This window comes from Microvirga yunnanensis (assembly GCF_025460875.1).
Window position 1 is genome coordinate 14,454 of record NZ_JAMXFI010000095.1, and the last position, 16,408, is coordinate 30,861.

A 16,408-nucleotide genomic window follows, 5' to 3' on the forward strand; every position below is an offset into this window, starting at 1 on the left:
GTCCTCCGCCGCCCCCCTGGGGGCCGCTTCTTCACACTTTGTACGGGTTTTTCGCTGGCGCGGCCCGCTGGGTCCGTTCTGACCGAGGCTCTCATTCAAGAAGAAAGCATCGGATGGATCCCAAAAGTGCAAGTCCACTTTTCATGTCCGATGCTTTAGCGAGCGGACCGACGGACAGGCGTAACGCTGCAGACGCGTTTCCTGAAGTCTGGATGGGGTGACATGCCCAAGCTGTTCACCGGACTGAATCTCGGGCCATTGGAATTCCGCCATCGCGTCATGATGGACCTGCCGTTCAGGGCCGGCCCGAATGCAGCCGCGGACCTCCGACGGCTGTCGAGAACTCTCGTCGGGAGCGTCGTGATCCATGATCTCGGACCGTCCATCGAAGGCATCGGACAGGTCGGCGCCGCACGCACAGCCCTTGCCGGGCCATCGCTCAAGCCCGCGCATGGGCATCGTCAACGGTCGATCGCCCGGATTCGGGTCGACCTGTCCGACCCGCGGGCCGGCATTCGGTGGAAGCATTCCGCCACATGGGTTCGCGACCGAGGCTACGACGGGGTCGAACTCGACGTCTCGCAGGCAAAAGCGGCCGTGGCGGCGGACACGCTCGAGGAGCTGCTCGGCGACATTCCCGATGTCCCGGATCGGACCCGGCTCGGTCTTCGACTGTCCGGCCGCAGGAGCGCCGAGGTATCCCTGCCGGAAGCGCTGGCGCTCGCGCGTGACTACGAGGTTGCCTACGTGCACCTGACCGAGCTGCCGTCATGGACGACGGGGTGGCCGTCGTGTCGGCGCGCGGCCGAGATCCGGAAGGCCTTTCCAGGGGTGATCGTGGCGGCTGGGTGCAATCGGGTGGCCGCGGCCGTGCACCTCGTCGAAGACCGCTGGGCGGACGCGGTGTCGTTCAGCCTGGGCGATCCTCGAGCCCCGGATCTCCTGTCAGAGTTCAATCGAAGGCTCAAAGCCCCCGGTCCGCCGCGGAACGATCCGCTTTGACGAAGGCCCTGGTGATATCGGGCAGCCGATAGCGGAGCGCGCTCTCACGGGCGTCCACGTTGACGAGCGACTTCTCGAACAATCCTGACAGGGCTTGGTGCACGTCGCGGCAGCCCGCCAGCATCCCAATCTCGACCGCCTCTGCCGCGCTGAACGTCCGGGGAAGCGTTGCAATCGCCTTGAGAAGGGCGCGCTCGCTCGAGGTCAGGAGGCCAAAGCTCCACTCAAGGGCCGCATAGAGCGTCCGGTGCCGAGGCAGGGCCGTTCGCTTGCCGCGGGTCAGGATCGAGAAGCCGTCGTCGAGGCAAGAGGCAATCTCCGCCAGCCCGAGGTCCGGCACCCGTGCTGCGGCGAATTCGAGAGCGAGAGGGATTCCGTCCAGCCGTCGGCAGATCTCGGCGATAGCCGTGAGGTCCTGGCCGCCGAGGTCCGACGGGAGTGATCCCATTCGTTCGATGAACAGCGCGATGGCGGTATAATCCGTCGCGTTCTGGGATGAAAGATCGTCCTCGGCCTCCGGAAAGCTGAGGGAGGGCAGTCGGAACGTCCATTCTCCGGTGGCCCTGAGGATCTCGCGGCTGCACACGAGGAGGCAAAGGTCCGGACAAATCGCCAACAGTTCCTCAGCCAGCGAGGCGACGTGCTCGACCAGATGCTCGCAGGTGTCCAGCAGCAGAAGGTGCGGCCCGGCACGCAGTGCCGCCACCAGTTCCGCGAGCGTGCCGTCGTGGCTCTCGACCTCGAGGGCGGCGATCATCTTTTCGACGATCCCGGCTCGACAGCCGACATCGGAGAAATCCGCATAGGCGATCTTGCCTTCGTACGAGCCGGCAAGGGCCGAGGCGGTCGCGGCTCCGACCGTCGTCTTCCCGATCCCTGCCGGACCTGTGATCGTGACGAGGCGGCGCTCGGCAAGCGCCTGCGCCACGTCCGCGATGACGTCATGGCGACCGATCACCGTCGGGGTTGCCTGAGGAAATGCGCGGGAGGCCCGCGCTGGCCGTGGTTCCACCAGGGCGGGCAGCACGAAGCAGTATCCGCGCAGCGGGACGGTTTCGATGGCGCGAGCGGCGGTCTCGCAGCGGGCGAGCACCTTTCTCAGCGCGGCAATCTGCACGCGCAGGTTGGCCTCGCCGACGGTGATGTTCGGCCAAGCGGCCTCCATCAACTCTCCCGTGCTCACGACGGAGCCGGCGCGGCTGACGAGCGTCCGGAGAATTTCGAATCCTCTGCTGCCCACAGGCACCGGGTCCGCGTCGAACGTGAGCGTCCGTTGCCGGGGCAGGAGACGGAAACGGGAGAACGCGAAGCAGTCTTCGTCCACGCTGGGCATGCAATCTCGCGCCGGTTCGCGCCCTCGGCCGGTCTTTCGGCTGCGGGCTGTTTCGCCCCCTGATCGGTTCGGTTCGGGCGCATTCCGACTGGACAGCCCGCGACGGGATCTCTACTCAGACGGCCGTTTCATCGCCGTGCTCCTGCCTTCATGACTGTTGGCCGATGCTACAACGCCCCCTGCGATTCGGCCGGTTAAGCATGGTCAAACCGGGTTAAAAGCACCGCCGTCAGGCGAGCCCTTCCAGGCTGGCCATTGCGACGATCCCCGGGGCAACCTCACCGAGATCGACAGCCACTCCACCGAACCGATGTCCACGAACCCGGGGCAGTAGCCGCCGCTGGAGCCTCGGACCCACCTTTGACCTCCGATGCTCCGCTCCTTGAGGGACGCAAGGTTCGGCATGGACCCGGAGGGCTGCGACCTGCCCTACTCCACCGTTTCCACGCTCGCGTGACCGGGCGGCAGGTCACCAGGCCCCGGCCGCAGATAGAGCAGGATCACGGCGACGTAACAGGCCATCCCGAGCACCGGCATGAACAAGCCGACGAGGAACGCGGCGGCGTAGATCGACGGTCCGTAGAGGTAGCGAACGGCGATCGCGCGGTAGAGCCTGTCGTCCACCCGCGGGTCCAGCAGGTCACGCCGGCGGGCCCACCATAGGATGATATTGAAGGCGATTGCCTGGCCGAGCATGACCGTCGAGTAGAGGCTCGCAGCTACGCGCTGGTCGGCGCGAGGCAGAGCGGCGAAGCTGTCGGCGAGGATCTCGGCGGCGAACGGCGTCACGGCCAGGAAGGCCATCAGGAGCAGGTTGAGAATGCAGATGCCCTGGTCGACCTTGGCAATGTAGCGCCACAGGTTGTGGTGGGTCATCCAGATCTGACCGACGACCACGAAGGTCAAGCCGAAGGCGAGGTACGACGGCCACCTCCGGGTCAGCTCGACCAAAAGTCCATGGTCCCGGGCCGCTGCCGGATCGAACTTGAGAAGCTCGACCGCGAGCAGGGTCAGCATGATGGCGATCACGGCGTCGCTGAACGCCTCGACGCGTCCCGTGCCGCGGCTGGCTTCCCGTCCGGGTCCCCATCGAGTGACGGGACGTCCCGGGGCCCCGCCGCGCCGCTCCGGGTCTCGGGGCACCATCCTATTTTCCCGGCGGCTCGTACCGGACGACGTCGACCTGCATCTGCTGGTTGTTGAGCCGCCAGGTCCGGGTCCAGGCCATGGCGACCGGCGTGATGATCCAGATCGACGCGATCGAGAGCGTCACAGACGTGAACGCCAGGCGGGCTGCGAGCGGCAGGTCCGGCACCAAGGCCGTCAACCCGAGACTCATGACCAGCAACAACGGATAGGTGACGACCCAAGTCGACACGAACACCTTCCACTTGGGCCCGGATCCTTCGCCTGGCACGACCACGTGGACGACCGGGCCGCCCATCTTGCACAGCTCGCGCAAGGAGTCCTGCTCGAGAGCCCGGATCATCTCCCGATGCGCCGGCGAAGCTTGCCACTTCTCCAACTCGCCCTCGTTGGCGAACTGCGAGACAAGGAAGTTCAGCCCGCCGAGCTGCTGGATCAGCAGGGTGGAGAGATGGTGGGTCTCTCCTTCCGCACGGGCGAAGGCCCGCTTGAAGTGACGGACCACCTCTTCTTCGCGACCATGCCGGGAAATCAGGGACGTGACGGTGGTCAGCACGGCGGACCTCCTCGGCTGAGTGACGGTCGTTCGCGACTGTCCGCTCGCGCATCGTGCGGACGGGTGAAGACGCTTCTCACTGACGTGGCCCTTCGGGCCGCGTCGAAGGATGCGCCGTCCTGGTCCCGGTCAGATCAGGGCACTCGCATAAGGCATCGTGCCGGCTCATCCGCGCGTTGACCATGATCTCCCGCCGGTCAGCGTCGACAACCATGAAGGGCAGGCCCCTCCCGGTCGGGCCCGTCCATTGAATCGTGTGGATCATCCGAGATCTCCAGCAGATGACGCGTTGTCCGCCCACGCTAGCAGCCTCGTCGAAGGCCGAGTTGTAAAAGGTGGTAAAACGCTGAAAGGCACTCCCCTGGCATGGATCCTGGTTCGGCCTGAATGCCGGCTCCAGGGCCGACCACCCGCGCCGCCTCGTCTTTACACCCTTTTTCATGGTTTCATTTTCGCTCCACCTCCCTCGGACACTAGGGTGTCCCCGGGCACGACGAGCTTTGATCACGGGGAGCTGCGCGCGCCTGAGGACTGATGTCATCACGTTCCAAGCCGCACAACAGGAGGTATTCATGACCGACAACGCCTCGCCGGCCGTCGGCCCGTTGGGAGTCCGGCTTCAGGGCATCCAGCACTTCGGGCTGACCGTCCAGAACATGGACCGGGCCTACGAGTTCTACACGGAGGTGCTGGGCGGCACGAAGGTGTTCTTCCACGGCGACTTCCAGGGTGACGCCGTCCAGAACACGTTGCTGGCCGACCAGGAGATCCGCGCCAACGAGCTACAAGTCGACCCGCGCACGATCGGCGTACCCGACCTGAGGAGCGGAGATCAGCGCCTCGACGTGCGGTTCGTCCGGTTCGACAACGTGGTCGTCGAGCTGCTGCAGTACCGCAATGCCGGCGAGCCCATGGGCGGACCGAACAGCTTCGCCCCGCCGGTCCAGAACATGAGTCCGGCCTTCCCGCGCATGATGCATATCTGCTTCTACGTGCGCGACGACGTCGACTTCAACCAGTTCATCAGCGACCTCGAGGTTGAGTCGGCCCGCCGCGGCATGACGCAGGTCCGGGCCAACCGGATCGTGCGCGTGCGCACCGAGGAGGAGCGCCGTGCCGCGCCCCGGGATGCGAACACGAACAGGGTGACGGTGGCTCCGTCCGATGGCTGGGAACTGATTTACTGCAAGGGTCCGGAAGGGGAGCAGCTCGAGTTCGTGAAGGTGCTCGGCCCTGTGAAGCAGCGGTTCGCGGACGCCGCCGAGGAGCACGACCGGCTCCGCGTCCCGCGCTGATCGGTCTTGCCCGACGTCGAAAACCGCTCGATACCGGCCGCCGCTCGACCCAGAGCGCGGCGGCTCGCGACAATGGAGACGCATGATGGCGACGAACGGTCCAGGACAGAGCTACGGGAGCGTCCTTCCAGGAGCCTACTCCATCGTGGCGCAGGTCCGCGCCAAGCCGGGCAAAGAAGCCGATCTGCGGGCCGCGACGCTGCCGCTGATCGACTTGGTACGGGGCGATCCCAAGAACCTTGTCTACTTCCTTCAGGAGAACAGGGAATCGCCTGGCCATTTCATCTTCTACGAGGTCTTCGCGACCCTCGAAGACTTCGAGGCCCACAACGCGATGCCGTATGTCCAAGACTGGTTCTCGCGGCTGCCGGATCTTGCGGATGGCGGTGTCGAGGTTCTGCGGATGGAAATCCTGGGAGTCTGAGGGCGCCGGGACTCCGCCGCGAGCCAGCCGCACCGCGCGCGACAAGTCGGATCAGATTGGAGCCTTACATGCCGAGGGGTTGAGCATGGGCCAAAGTGCGGGCCGCGTCGCCACGGGAAAAAGGTGTCCTATCGTCCGATTCGAAAGATTTGCGCTGCGCCGTATTTCCGTGCGCACCGGTCTGTCTCTCGGATCAGCGAAGAGGATCATTCTCGAGCAGGATCGGCTGCCCATGCGGGGTTGCATGCACCGCGCGGTCCCAAGCGTCCCGCCGCTCCGCGAGGGCCTGTTCACTTGCAATGCCCTTCTCCCTGACCAACTGCTCGATTGCAGAAAGCCAGTGCTGATAATAGGTCGAACCATCGTCGCACCCGCCTGCCGCCTGGGCGCGCCTGATCGCAGCCGACAGAGCCGCGGCCCATTCGGTCCAGGTGAACAGACCCCGCTCGTAAAGGGCCAACGTCATCGCGAAGGCCTGGGCCTCCCACGGTTCGCGGAAGACAGGTTCACCCTTCTGGTCGCGGGGGATCGGCGCCAGCTCTGCGGCCGCGCGGGCCATATCATCATGCGGGTTCAAGATAGCTCTCCCAGGCATCGATCGAGACACGGATGGTCGGATCCGCCTGATCCCCCCAGAGCTCCCGCCCCGAGAAGCAGATCGTGTAGAGCCATTGCGGCTGCTCGCCCTGTCCATGAGCGTTCGTGTCCGGAAACACATGGCCGCCATGCACCAGCTCGACAACCCCCGTCTTGCCGCGAGCGTAGCGCGGCAGGCGGGTGTGGCCCTGAGGGTGCATGGTGCGGGTGCGGATCCGGTCGCCCACCGCAAAGCGCGCCGGCTGGTCGATCGGACGCTCGGCCGGACCACCGCGGGCCAGCACCGCAGGCACCTCCTCTGCCTTGAGCACCCGCTTGATCGGCGCCGGGTCGGCGAGCGATCGCCCCTGTGTCAGTTCCTCCGCAGAGACGAGGCCCACCGCAACGACCAGCTTCTCGACTCCCTTGGCCCAGATCTCGTAATAACGCGAGGTGAGATACTCGGCAGGCGGCAAGGACTCGCGGGCATGCCGGCTCATGTCGATGGTCCAACTGCCCGTGGCCCCCATCGCCAGGGTCAGGCCGAAGGCCCGCCTCTCCCACTCGGCATGGAACCAGGGCTCGTCCTGCTCGATGGCGATCGGGCCGAAGCCCATCATGCCGCCGAGGTCCTGAGCGCCATTCATCGCACGGCCTCCGGTTGCCGCGCGAGCCCGGTGCCGATCATCGAGTCGCGGGTGACGAGGTCGGCCAGAGCCTCCTCGCTCATGCCCTCAGTTCCCTCAGGGCGCATTGGCACCACCAGGTACCTGACCTCGGCGGTCGAGTCCCAGACACGGATGCGGGTGGTCTCGGGTAAGCGTACCCCGAACTCGGCGAGAACTCCGCGGGGATCGAGCACGGCCCGGGAGCGGTAGGGGGCGGACTTGTACCAGACCGGAGGAAGGCCGAGCACCGGCCACGGGTAGCAGGAGCACAGGGTACACACGACCATGTTGTGCTCATCTGGGGTATTCTCGACGGCCACCATATGCTCGCCCTGGCGTCCGATGAAGCCGAGGGACGCGATGGCAGCCGTCGCGTCCGTCCGGAGCCATTCCCGGTAGGCCGGATCAGCCCAGGCTTTGGCGATCACCCTCGCCCCGTTGCGGGGACCGACCTTGACCTCGTAGGTCTCGACCAGCGCGTCGATGGCGGCCGGATCGACATAGCCTTTCTCGACCAGGATGGACTCGAGCGCGCGCACCCGCAATTCGATCTCGGAGAGATGGCTGTGGTCGTCATGATCATGGTGATGATCGCCGTGCTCCATGGGTTCTCCCTCGCCTCCTCGGATGAGTCGGGCCATGCTAGAGCATCGGACCCAAAAGTGGACCCACTTTTGGGATCTATTCCGATGCTCAACCCCTTAAGCGGCGCATCGTCCCTTGCGGAAAACCGGGTCCACTTTTCCGCACGATGCGCTAGAGCATCGGACCCAAAAATGGACCCACTTTTCACGTCCGGTGCTCTCACGACGGCGGTCCCCCGCGTCTGCGGTCAGAACTTGGCGCTGATTCCGAGCACGGGCCCATGCACGAGCATGTCGAACTCGTAGCGCTGCCGGCCCTCGCCCTGAGTGTAGTCCACAGAGAGGGCCCGGTAGCCGATCACACCCGAGAAGGTGATGCCCTGATAGGTGCCGAGTTCGAACCCGTAGGCGCCGATCGCCTGCCAGGAGAAGTCGCTCCCGACCCCGAAGCCGCCGATGTCGCCGCGGAGCAGAAGTTCATGTCCCGGCGCGATTGTGTAGCGCAGGCGTGCGCCGATCAGCGGGTCGAGCCAGTCGACGGAACCGGAGCGGGCGAAGGCGCGGCCGCCTTCCACCGCGAGGTCGCCGATCTGGACCCCGGCCGCGACAGCGAGGGACAGGTCGGCCTCCTGGTGCCAGTAGCGCGCACCGGCGAGGATGTCGAAGGCCAGTGGTCCCGAGCGGTAAACCTCGTAGGCGGCGCCGACTTCGGCGATGGTCATCTCGATGTCGAGGCCGAGGGAGGTCGCGAGGGTTCCGGTCACGCCGGGTGCGAGAGAACGGCTGCGGACGTTGCCGCGCTCGACGCCGATCTTGGTCCAGACCACGTTGCCCAAAAGCGCAAAGGGACCGTTGCGGGCCTCGAAGTCGCCCATGAGGGCCACGAGCGTGTCGCTCTCCCTGACGATGTCGGCGAAACTCGCGTCCACCTTCGCGGACCGCCCGCGTACGGTCTGGGTGCCGTCCAAGGCGATGAGCCAGCCGTAGGGTACGAAGCGGAAGGACCAGCTCGGCAGAGCGGGAGCCTCGATCACGGGCGCCGGGGGAGGAGGCAAGTCGGCGGCGAGGGTGGGATTGAGTCCGCCGGCGAGAAGGCCGAGCGAAGCCAGGACGCCGCTCGACAGCCACTGCGAAAGTTTACGCATCGTTCCCCCTTGGATTGCCGGTCCCCTGCCTCTTCTAGAGCATCGGACGTGAACAGTGGACCCACTTTTGGGTCCGATGCTCTAGTCGTTCTCAATGCTGACCACCGGCCGACCCCTTCGGGCACCCTCGCCGATGCAAGCGGACGGTGCTCCCTCAGTCGTCGGGAAGTCCCGACCACGATGCCTCCGTGACACTCTTCCCTCCTTCGGATCTCGTGCCCTCGGCGATCTGGATCGGGGCCGAGCGGCCCACGAAATCGTTCCACTGCGCCTCCGTGCCATGGAAGGCGTTGCGGTCCACGTTTCCGGCGATACCCGGGACCCTTCCCGTGGTCGTGAACTGCCAGAAGGTCCATTGACGGTCGTTGTAGCGAACCTGAGGCTCGGCGGCGGTGCTTCGGATCCAGAACGGATAGTCCTTGAGCTCGCCCTCGAGAACTTCCCTGTGGAAGGTGATATCCGTGTAGATGATCGGTTTCTTGCCCGTGTGAGCCTCCATCTCGCGCAGGATGACCTGGATCATGGCCAAGGCCTTGTCCCGCGGGATCTTCCGGCCGCAGGAAGGAGACGCGCCATTCCATTCGGCATCGAGCACGGGGGGCAGAGCGTCCGCCTCCGGCTGCACGTTCCTCCTGAACCAGGCCGCCTGCTCCTCGGCGGGCCGGCACCAGTACACGAAGTGATAGGCGCCACGCAGGACGCCCGCGTTGCGGGCGCCTTCCCAGTTCTCGGCGAATCTCGGATCGACGTGATCCCCGCCCTCAGTGGCCTTGATGAAGGCGAAGCGGGTGCCTCCGTCACGCAAGGCTGCCCAGTCCACCTTTCCTTGCCATCGAGAGATGTCCACGCCGTGAACGGGTCGGAAATGCGCACTCGCGACACCGCCGTGCGGCTTGGCATCTCCAACGCCTGACATCAGCCCCAATCCCGAGCAGGAAGCGAGCGCCATGCCCAGGGACACAATCGCGCAAAGCCGGAATCCGGCCCTCAGTACCGCAAGCGCTCTGTCCATCTGCTCGTCCCCGCACCGGTTGAAACCCGGCCCTCGTGCTTCGTGGAGAACTCGATGCCAAATATGGCGCAGGAACAGCAATTAGGGACAAAAAGAGGCAAATGTGAGATGGTGCGGGCCGGGCTAGCTTTATCCATTTCTCCTTTGCTCCGCCCCGAGCGGCGTGTGCCAAGTGTCGACCGAAAATTCCACGGAAGTCGTGCGGAGAAATGGACGGTCATGACCGGCGTGCCATAAAAAAACCCTGCCCGTCGCAGGGCAGGGTTTGAGTGATCTCCTCGCCTTCGGGGGTTACGCCGAAGTCGGGCCAGTAGGTCACGTCCCACGCAGCGTGTCAAATCCGACAAAAGTATTCACGACGCTATAGGCGTATATTCATATCAGCTGTACTGACCTAATGAGTAAAGTTCAAGCATGTGTTGCATCTTTGCTATAGCCCTTCTTGGCAGTTGATCCATACTCTGTCCTTGTGAATCTTGGTCCACAAGGGGATTGCCCATGAAAACTCGTATTCTTGGCTTGCTTGCCGCAACTGCCCTCTCTACGGCTGCTGTCTCGTCCGTGTCCGCCGCGGACCTGCCGGTCCGTGCCGCTCCTCCTCCGGTGATCGCGGCCGTTCCGGTCTTCACCTGGACCGGCTTCTACATCGGTGGCAACCTCGGCTGGGGCTGGCGCGACAGCAACGAAGACACTGTGATCCTGACCGGCCCCGGCGTTCCGGGCGGCATCGCGGGAGGCACGCTGCTCTTCGATAACAACAACGATGGCACCTTCACCGGCGGCGGCCAGATCGGCTACAACTACCAGATCGGCTCCTTCGTGATCGGTGCCGAGGCCGACATCCAGGGCATCGATAACAACGACGACAACAATGCGGTGTTCATTCCGGGCCCGGGCTTTGCCGGCGGCACCTTCGTGCCCGGCCAGTTCGAGAACTCGGCGGATTGGTGGGGCTCGGTGCGCCTGCGCGCCGGCGTGGCCTTCGACCGCTTCCTGGTCTACGCCACGGGCGGTCTGGCCTACACGGAAGACAACACCGGCTGGGTGGTCGGCGGCGGCGTCGAGTGGGCGCTTCCCACGAACTTCAACCTGTTCGGCGGCAACAGCGCTGTCACCCTCGGCCTGGAGGGTCTGTGGGTCAGCATCGATCAGGACAACGACAACAACGGTCGCGTCGGAACCTTCACGCCGGTCGGCGGCGCGCCGGTCGACGTGTTCCTGCCGCGCAATAACGACGATCAGGACTTCTTCGTCGCGCGGGCCAAGCTGAACTTCAAGTTCGGCACCTACTAGGATCGCCAGATCAACAGCAACACGAAAGGCCCGGGGCGCGCGCCCCGGGCCTTTTTGCTGGAGGAGATCTCCGTCGCCCGACGGCTTCGGCAAAGTGCAAAGCATGCACTCCGAGCGCACGACGCACCTGACCTCCGACAGCGCCCTGCTCCCAAGCGAAGTCTGGTGACGGATGGATGGAATGCCTGCCGGAATGTCCGGATGGGGTTCTCCACGGCGATTGCCGGCGCCTCAGGAAGGTCTGTCGTTTTGAGCCCTTGCAGACACTCGGCCCGCTTCCGCCCGGTGCCAGAAGAAGACGTTCATGCAACGCCACGATGGATCGCGTCGAAGCCAAGGTCCGTCAGCTCGACTGTCCCAGCGTCCGGCACGGTCACGTACCCAAGCTGCTTCAACTCGGAAATGGCCACGGCAACAGCGGGATCTGTCCCGAAATGCGCATCCAGTGTTGCCATTGTCACACGGGCGCCGGGTTTTCGGTGGGTTTCACGGAAGAACCCAAGGATCTCGCAGGCTGTCTCGCTGAGCGGCATTCTCGCCTCCACCGGATCAACGTCGGCTATTCGGCCACGTGCAGACGGAGTTCGGGACCGTTGGGGCTGCCCATAGATTCTAACCGGCTCATTGCAGCATCGATCTCCTCCATGTCGTAAGCCATCGAGGGGGCCAGGTTCGTGATGTGATGGTCCCATTGCATTCGGCAGGAGATGTAGGCCTCGGCACCAGCCTGCCCGTCAGCCGTGACCTCGATCCCCGCCTGCTGAAGCCGAAGCAGGGCAGCACGGTAGCGTGCTCGCCAGCGGTCCCGGGTCTGCGGGTCCGGTTGAGCCTCCCGGTCCGGTGCCCCATGCGGGAGAAAGGTGTTCTCCAAGGTGATGACCAGCATCATCGACGCCTCCCACAGCTGCGCGACGGCTCCGGCCTCCTTCAGCCAGCCGTCCTTCTGATTATCCAGGGCGCTCCTGATCAGGCTCACCGTGTCCAACGCGACCAGCGTGGAACGGGACACCGAATGGTATGGATCGCTGAAGCGGAAATAGAACAGCACCGGGTAGAAGTGGTGCGCCTCCTTGGCTTGGGTCATCTCGACGGCGAGTTCCGACAGGTTCGTGTAGCCGCCACTAAACTGTCCCTGAGGTCCGAGACGTGCCAGCAGTTCGGCGGCGTCCCCTGTGCACCCTGAGAGGAAATGAAGGTTCATGGCCAGCACGTTGCGCCGCTGGAGCGCCGTATAGACCTGCATCAGATAGGTCAGCGTCAGCGACATCACCGACATGCCGATCAGCGAGTTGAACAGGAAGAGCAGCCGGGTGGGACTTGTGTGCGGGGTGAAGTCGCTCGCCCCGACGATGGCCATGCTGGTCCCGCCGGCATACATCGCGGTGACGAAGTCGGTGGGCGTCTCGCCGTTGCTGGCGCGGATCGAGGTGCCGAGTTCCGGGTGCATGATCAACGCCGCCCCGAGCGTCAGCCCGAGAGCCCAGACCCCAACCAGCAGCACGAGGATGACCGGACCGCAGAAGGACAGAGCCGCCCCTCGTCTGGAGCCGAGAACCTTCGAGGCGCTGACGGCCGAGGCCCAGACCAGCCGCGCGACCCTGGAGCCGATGATGCTGGTGCCGATCCGGGCATAGAGCACGGTCAGAAAGATATCGAGCAGGATGATCAGGATCAGCAATATCCCAAGGCCCTGCTCCAGTCGCCCCATCATGCCAGGCCTCCTGTCATCCCAGCTGCTCGGTCAGGGTCGCTGGGGCTGCCCGGTCGAGCCGGTCGCCTCACCGTTCTGTCCGGGCTCGATGCGCCACAGCTGCGTCTCGAGGCGCGGACCGTTCTCGGGCTTGAACCAGCTCATATCCTGGATGCGGGAGCTGGTGACGTAGAGGGTGCCATCGGGTCCCTCAGAGAATGTATCGGGCCAGCGCAGCCGCTTGTCCTGGACGAGGGTGGTGATGCGATCCCCATCGCGGACCTTCACGGCATCCTGCTCGATCGCGCTGAGATAAAGCCGCCCGCGCCCGTCGATCCAAAGACCGTCCGTCGGCTCGGTCTCAGTGACACGCTCCACCCGAGCTTCGAGGTCCTTCTCGGACAGACGTGCGTTCTCCAAGGCATCGGTCGCGATGCGATAGAGCGTCCGGCCGGTCAGGGCTTTCCAATAGAGCGTGCGCCCATCGGGAGAGAGCGCGATGCTGTCGGCGGCAAATTCGACTCCGCGCCCGTCGGGCCGACGCAACTCCTGCCCATCGGTCTTCACCACCACATCCTTTTCCGGCTGGGTGCTCGGGTGGCCGTCGAGGACGCGTCGAGCCTTGCCGTTCTGCAGATCCACAACAACGAGAGCGCCCTTGGCTCCGGCATCGGTCAGGTAGGCATGCCGTCCATCCGGCGAAAACCGCACATCGTTCAGGTAGCTGCCCTGAGGGGCGACCGTCTCGTCGAAGCGGATCACCTGCGCAACCTTGTTTGTCTTCAGGTCGATCCTGGCGAGCTTGGGCCCACCCTGCACGACGGGTGCTGTGGCTGGCGCGGCCGGATCCACGACCCAGAGATTGCCGTGCGCATCGGCCACGACGCTCTGGACGCACACGAAGTGATCCCCGGCGGACATCTGGTTCTTCTTGGCATTGCGCCAGGAATTCCACTCGTCATCCGGGTAGGGTTTGATCTGGCCGTCGCGCGTCACCTCGGCCACCGAGATCGGGGCATCCTCCGTCCATCGCGGGAAGTTGACGAAGATGCGCCCATCCTTCGAAACGGTCACTCCGGTCACTTGGTGTTCAAAGCTGGCGACCTGCTGCAGTTGCGCCGGACCCTGAGAGGGCGCTGGATTCTGCTGTGCCATGGCTGTGGTGGCCAGGAGCGTTCCGAGAAGCAGCGTCACCGGTGTGAGCCTGAGCATGTTCGCCTCCATCGTGGGCAAGGATCGTATCGGATACGGCTGCCCTCTCGCAGCGTGAACGCCGCTCGCGCGCAGCCGTATTGTCGCTCGGTCAGTGAGGACGTGGCCTCTCCTGCGGGGCTCGATCCGACACCGCTGCGAGGCTTGGCGCGGCCCGCATGTCCGGCGGCACCTGGAAGTCCTTGGCTGCGCCTCGCGCGGCCTGGACACCCTGCGGGAAGCCTGTGCGATTCCGATAGGAGCGCGGGCGGCCCCGTGGGCGGCTGTGGCGGGCCGTAACGCCCTGTGCGCCAATGATGTCGAGCAGCGTCACCCCCAGGACTGCCGCAAGAGCAATCCCGACATTGTGACGCTTCGGATTGTCGTGCCGCATGGCCGCCATCAGGGTGGCGATGTCGAGTCCGTCTCCGGCCACCCGGCTCCACAATCCAAGGTGCTTGTCGGGCGAGAGCGAGACGATGCCGTGCCCGAGTTCGCGGACGCCATAGGCCCGCACGAGGGCCTCCTTGCCCTCCATGCCCAGCGCCCGGGTGAAGCGCTCCGCCGCGACCAGCTCCGCTATGCCCAGGCCGATGCTGTACCAGCCCAACGCCTTGGCCAAGCGGTCGGCCGCCCCCAGCGAGCTGGGGCCGGAATGAAGGACCTTCGGGTCACCCTTGGACCGGGCGATGTTCGAGATGTAATAAGCCATGTCTTCTCTCTCCGGTCTTTAGGGCTTCAGAACCACTTTGATGCAGCTGTCCTGCTTGTCGCGGAACACCTTGTACATCTCGGGTCCCTCATCGAGGCTCACGGTATGGGTGATGACAAACGATGGGTCGATCTGCCCCTCCTCGATGCGGCGCAGAAGGTCATCGGTCCAACGGTTGACGTGCGTCTGGCCGGTGCGAAGGGTCAGCCCCTTGTTCATCAGCTGGCCCATCGGGATCTTGTCGACCAGCCCGCCATAGACACCGGGGATTGAGATCACCCCGGCCGGGCGGCAGACATAGATCATCTCGCGCAACACGTGCGGCCGGTCGCTTTCGGCTCCCAGCATCTGCTTGGCGCGGTCGTAGACCGTATCCGGCATGGAAGGCGAGACATGGGCTTCCATCCCGATGCAGTCGATGCACTTCTCCGGGCCCTCGCCGCCGGTGAGCTCGTTCAGACGCTCGACCACGCTCTCCTCGTCGAAGTTGATGGTGATGGCGCCACCGGCTTGCGCCATTTCCAGGCGCTCCGGCAAATGATCGATGGCGATCACCTGCTTGGCGCCGAGGAGCACGGCGCTGCGGATCGCCATCTGACCGACAGGACCGCAGCCCCAGATCGCCACCGTGTCCGTCGGCTGGATGTCGCACTGGACCGCCGCCTGCCAGCCGGTGGGGAAGATGTCACCGAGGAAGAGAACCTTCTCGTCCGGGATCCCGTCCGGCACCTTGATGTGGGTCGCATCGGCAAAGGGAACGCGCAGATACTCGGCCTGCCCGCCGGGATAGCCGCCGGTCAGATGCGTATAGCCGAACAGGCCTGCCGTCGCATGGCCGAAGACCTTGTCGGCAAGATCCTTCTTGCGGTTGCTCCGCTGACAGACGGAGAAGTTGCCGCGCTTGCACTGATCGCACTCGCCGCAGATGATCGTGAACGGGACAACGACGCGGTCCCCCTTCTTGAGCTTGCCCCTCGCTTCGGGCCCGACCTCGACAACCTCTCCCATCATCTCGTGCCCCATGACGTCGCCGGGCAGCATGGCAGGAATGAAATTATGAAACAGGTGAAGGTCCGAGCCGCAGATGGCGCAGCTCGTCACCTTGATAATGGCGTCCCGCGGCTGCTCGATCTCGGGGTCAGTGACGGTATCGCAGCGAATATCTTCCTTGCCGTGCCAAACGAGGGCTCGCATGCCTTCTTCCTCCTCTTGTCCAACGAAGATGCAAAGGGTCCTGCGTCCGGAACTCGTGACAGTACGGGGCAGATCTCTGCGGGGATGGTCGTCAGGGGTCGTGGCTCATGAACGACTGCGCCGAGGGGAAGTGCTGCGGATGATCCCTGAGGGACATCCCGCTCTGCCTCGCATGGAGAGCGGTTCTCCCGCTCTGCCGATCTCTCATGAGGACAGCATTCTGAAAGGGGCATTCCTGCCAGACGGTCAGGCTTCGGGCGTGCCTGACCCCTGAGGCACCTTCGGCCCTGGGCTGGGCGACCGGAATCCCGCCGAGGTTGCGACCAGCACGGCTTGTGACAAGTTCTGCGCCAAGCCGCTGCATGACGTGGGCCCGATGAGTCTCCACGGTCCGAGGGCTGGGGCCGATGTCCCGTCCAATTGACTTGTTGGTCTTGCCGGCCAGCAAGCCTGCTTAGGCTGCACCCATCACGGCCCGCTACACCGGATCGGCCCATGCGACGTGAAGACCCGTCCGCCCGAGGACAGGGCGCCCGGCAGCGGCAATCGGCGCACGCAACAGCCACAGCCGGCTGGATGCGCCGCCG

At 64.8% G+C, this 16,408-nt stretch carries 18 protein-coding genes; 4 read left to right on the forward strand and 14 right to left on the reverse strand.

Annotation, left to right across the window (positions count from 1 at the left end; translation table 11 throughout):
* Window positions 1–222: 222 nt before the first annotated feature.
* Window positions 223–1,002, forward strand: a complete 780-nt coding sequence (locus NF876_RS31705) for a beta/alpha barrel domain-containing protein (RefSeq protein ID WP_262272177.1) — start codon at window positions 223–225, stop codon at window positions 1,000–1,002.
* On the opposite strand, the gene NF876_RS31710 is transcribed toward NF876_RS31705, so the two are convergent.
* The 3 genes from NF876_RS31710 to NF876_RS31720 form a co-directional block, all read right to left on the reverse strand.
* Entirely contained in the window at window positions 965–2,335 is a 1,371-nt protein-coding gene (locus tag NF876_RS31710) for an ATP-binding protein (protein ID WP_262272178.1), read from the reverse strand. The two genes, NF876_RS31705 and NF876_RS31710, sit on opposite strands and share 38 nt — an antisense overlap.
* 429 nt (window positions 2,336–2,764) lie before the next feature.
* Entirely contained in the window at window positions 2,765–3,481 is a 717-nt protein-coding gene (locus tag NF876_RS31715; protein ID WP_262272179.1) for a TMEM175 family protein, read from the reverse strand.
* A gap of 1 nt (window position 3,482) precedes the next feature.
* Window positions 3,483–4,037 (reverse strand): putative antibiotic biosynthesis monooxygenase, encoded by a 555-nt coding sequence (locus tag NF876_RS31720; protein WP_262272180.1) that lies wholly within the window; start codon window positions 4,035–4,037, stop codon window positions 3,483–3,485.
* A 572-nt stretch (window positions 4,038–4,609) separates the two neighbouring features.
* Between NF876_RS31720 and NF876_RS31725 the strand changes: the two genes are divergently transcribed.
* On the forward strand, window positions 4,610–5,332 hold the full coding sequence (locus NF876_RS31725; RefSeq protein WP_262272181.1) for a VOC family protein: 723 nt from the start codon (window positions 4,610–4,612) through the stop codon (window positions 5,330–5,332).
* An 85-nt stretch (window positions 5,333–5,417) separates the two neighbouring features.
* Window positions 5,418–5,756 (forward strand): putative quinol monooxygenase, encoded by a 339-nt coding sequence (locus NF876_RS31730; protein ID WP_262272182.1) that lies wholly within the window; start codon window positions 5,418–5,420, stop codon window positions 5,754–5,756.
* A gap of 193 nt (window positions 5,757–5,949) precedes the next feature.
* Here the strand turns inward: NF876_RS31730 and NF876_RS31735 are convergent, their stop codons facing one another.
* From NF876_RS31735 to NF876_RS31755, 5 genes are all read right to left on the reverse strand, one after another.
* The gene (locus NF876_RS31735) at window positions 5,950–6,315 is read right to left on the reverse strand and encodes a nitrile hydratase accessory protein (protein WP_262272194.1); all 366 of its coding nucleotides are present in this window, start codon (window positions 6,313–6,315) and stop codon (window positions 5,950–5,952) included.
* Window positions 6,316–6,319: 4 nt separating this feature from the next.
* Window positions 6,320–6,979 carry a nitrile hydratase subunit beta gene (gene nthB, locus NF876_RS31740; RefSeq protein WP_262272183.1) on the reverse strand — a complete coding sequence of 220 codons (660 nt, stop codon included), beginning with the start codon at window positions 6,977–6,979 and terminating at the stop codon, window positions 6,320–6,322.
* The gene (gene nthA / locus NF876_RS31745) at window positions 6,976–7,641 is read right to left on the reverse strand and encodes a nitrile hydratase subunit alpha (RefSeq protein ID WP_373696751.1); all 666 of its coding nucleotides are present in this window, start codon (window positions 7,639–7,641) and stop codon (window positions 6,976–6,978) included. Before nthA ends, nthB begins: the two co-directional genes overlap by 4 nt.
* Window positions 7,642–7,832: 191 nt before the next feature.
* Entirely contained in the window at window positions 7,833–8,729 is an 897-nt protein-coding gene (locus tag NF876_RS31750; protein ID WP_262272184.1) for a hypothetical protein, read from the reverse strand.
* Between the two features lie 154 nt (window positions 8,730–8,883).
* Window positions 8,884–9,678, reverse strand: coding sequence for a glycoside hydrolase family 25 protein (locus tag NF876_RS31755; RefSeq protein WP_262272196.1), 795 nt, complete (start codon window positions 9,676–9,678; stop codon window positions 8,884–8,886).
* Window positions 9,679–10,239: 561 nt separating this feature from the next.
* Between NF876_RS31755 and NF876_RS31760 the strand changes: the two genes are divergently transcribed.
* Window positions 10,240–11,034 (forward strand): outer membrane protein, encoded by a 795-nt coding sequence (locus NF876_RS31760; protein WP_262272185.1) that lies wholly within the window; start codon window positions 10,240–10,242, stop codon window positions 11,032–11,034.
* Between the two features lie 302 nt (window positions 11,035–11,336).
* Here NF876_RS31760 and NF876_RS31765 read toward each other — a convergent pair whose 3' ends face one another.
* The 6 genes from NF876_RS31765 to NF876_RS31790 form a co-directional block, all read right to left on the reverse strand.
* Window positions 11,337–11,567, reverse strand: a complete 231-nt coding sequence (locus NF876_RS31765) for a hypothetical protein (protein ID WP_262272186.1) — start codon at window positions 11,565–11,567, stop codon at window positions 11,337–11,339.
* Between the two features lie 26 nt (window positions 11,568–11,593).
* Window positions 11,594–12,745 carry a potassium channel family protein gene (locus NF876_RS31770; protein ID WP_262272187.1) on the reverse strand — a complete coding sequence of 384 codons (1,152 nt, stop codon included), beginning with the start codon at window positions 12,743–12,745 and terminating at the stop codon, window positions 11,594–11,596.
* A 30-nt stretch (window positions 12,746–12,775) separates the two neighbouring features.
* The gene (locus NF876_RS31775; protein WP_262272188.1) at window positions 12,776–13,936 is read right to left on the reverse strand and encodes an SMP-30/gluconolactonase/LRE family protein; all 1,161 of its coding nucleotides are present in this window, start codon (window positions 13,934–13,936) and stop codon (window positions 12,776–12,778) included.
* A gap of 91 nt (window positions 13,937–14,027) precedes the next feature.
* The gene (locus tag NF876_RS31780) at window positions 14,028–14,627 is read right to left on the reverse strand and encodes a hypothetical protein (RefSeq protein WP_262272189.1); all 600 of its coding nucleotides are present in this window, start codon (window positions 14,625–14,627) and stop codon (window positions 14,028–14,030) included.
* An 18-nt stretch (window positions 14,628–14,645) separates the two neighbouring features.
* Window positions 14,646–15,821, reverse strand: coding sequence for a zinc-dependent alcohol dehydrogenase (locus NF876_RS31785; protein WP_262272190.1), 1,176 nt, complete (start codon window positions 15,819–15,821; stop codon window positions 14,646–14,648).
* A gap of 91 nt (window positions 15,822–15,912) precedes the next feature.
* Window positions 15,913–16,269 carry a LuxR C-terminal-related transcriptional regulator gene (locus NF876_RS31790; protein ID WP_262272191.1) on the reverse strand — a complete coding sequence of 119 codons (357 nt, stop codon included), beginning with the start codon at window positions 16,267–16,269 and terminating at the stop codon, window positions 15,913–15,915.
* Window positions 16,270–16,408 lie beyond the last annotated feature (139 nt).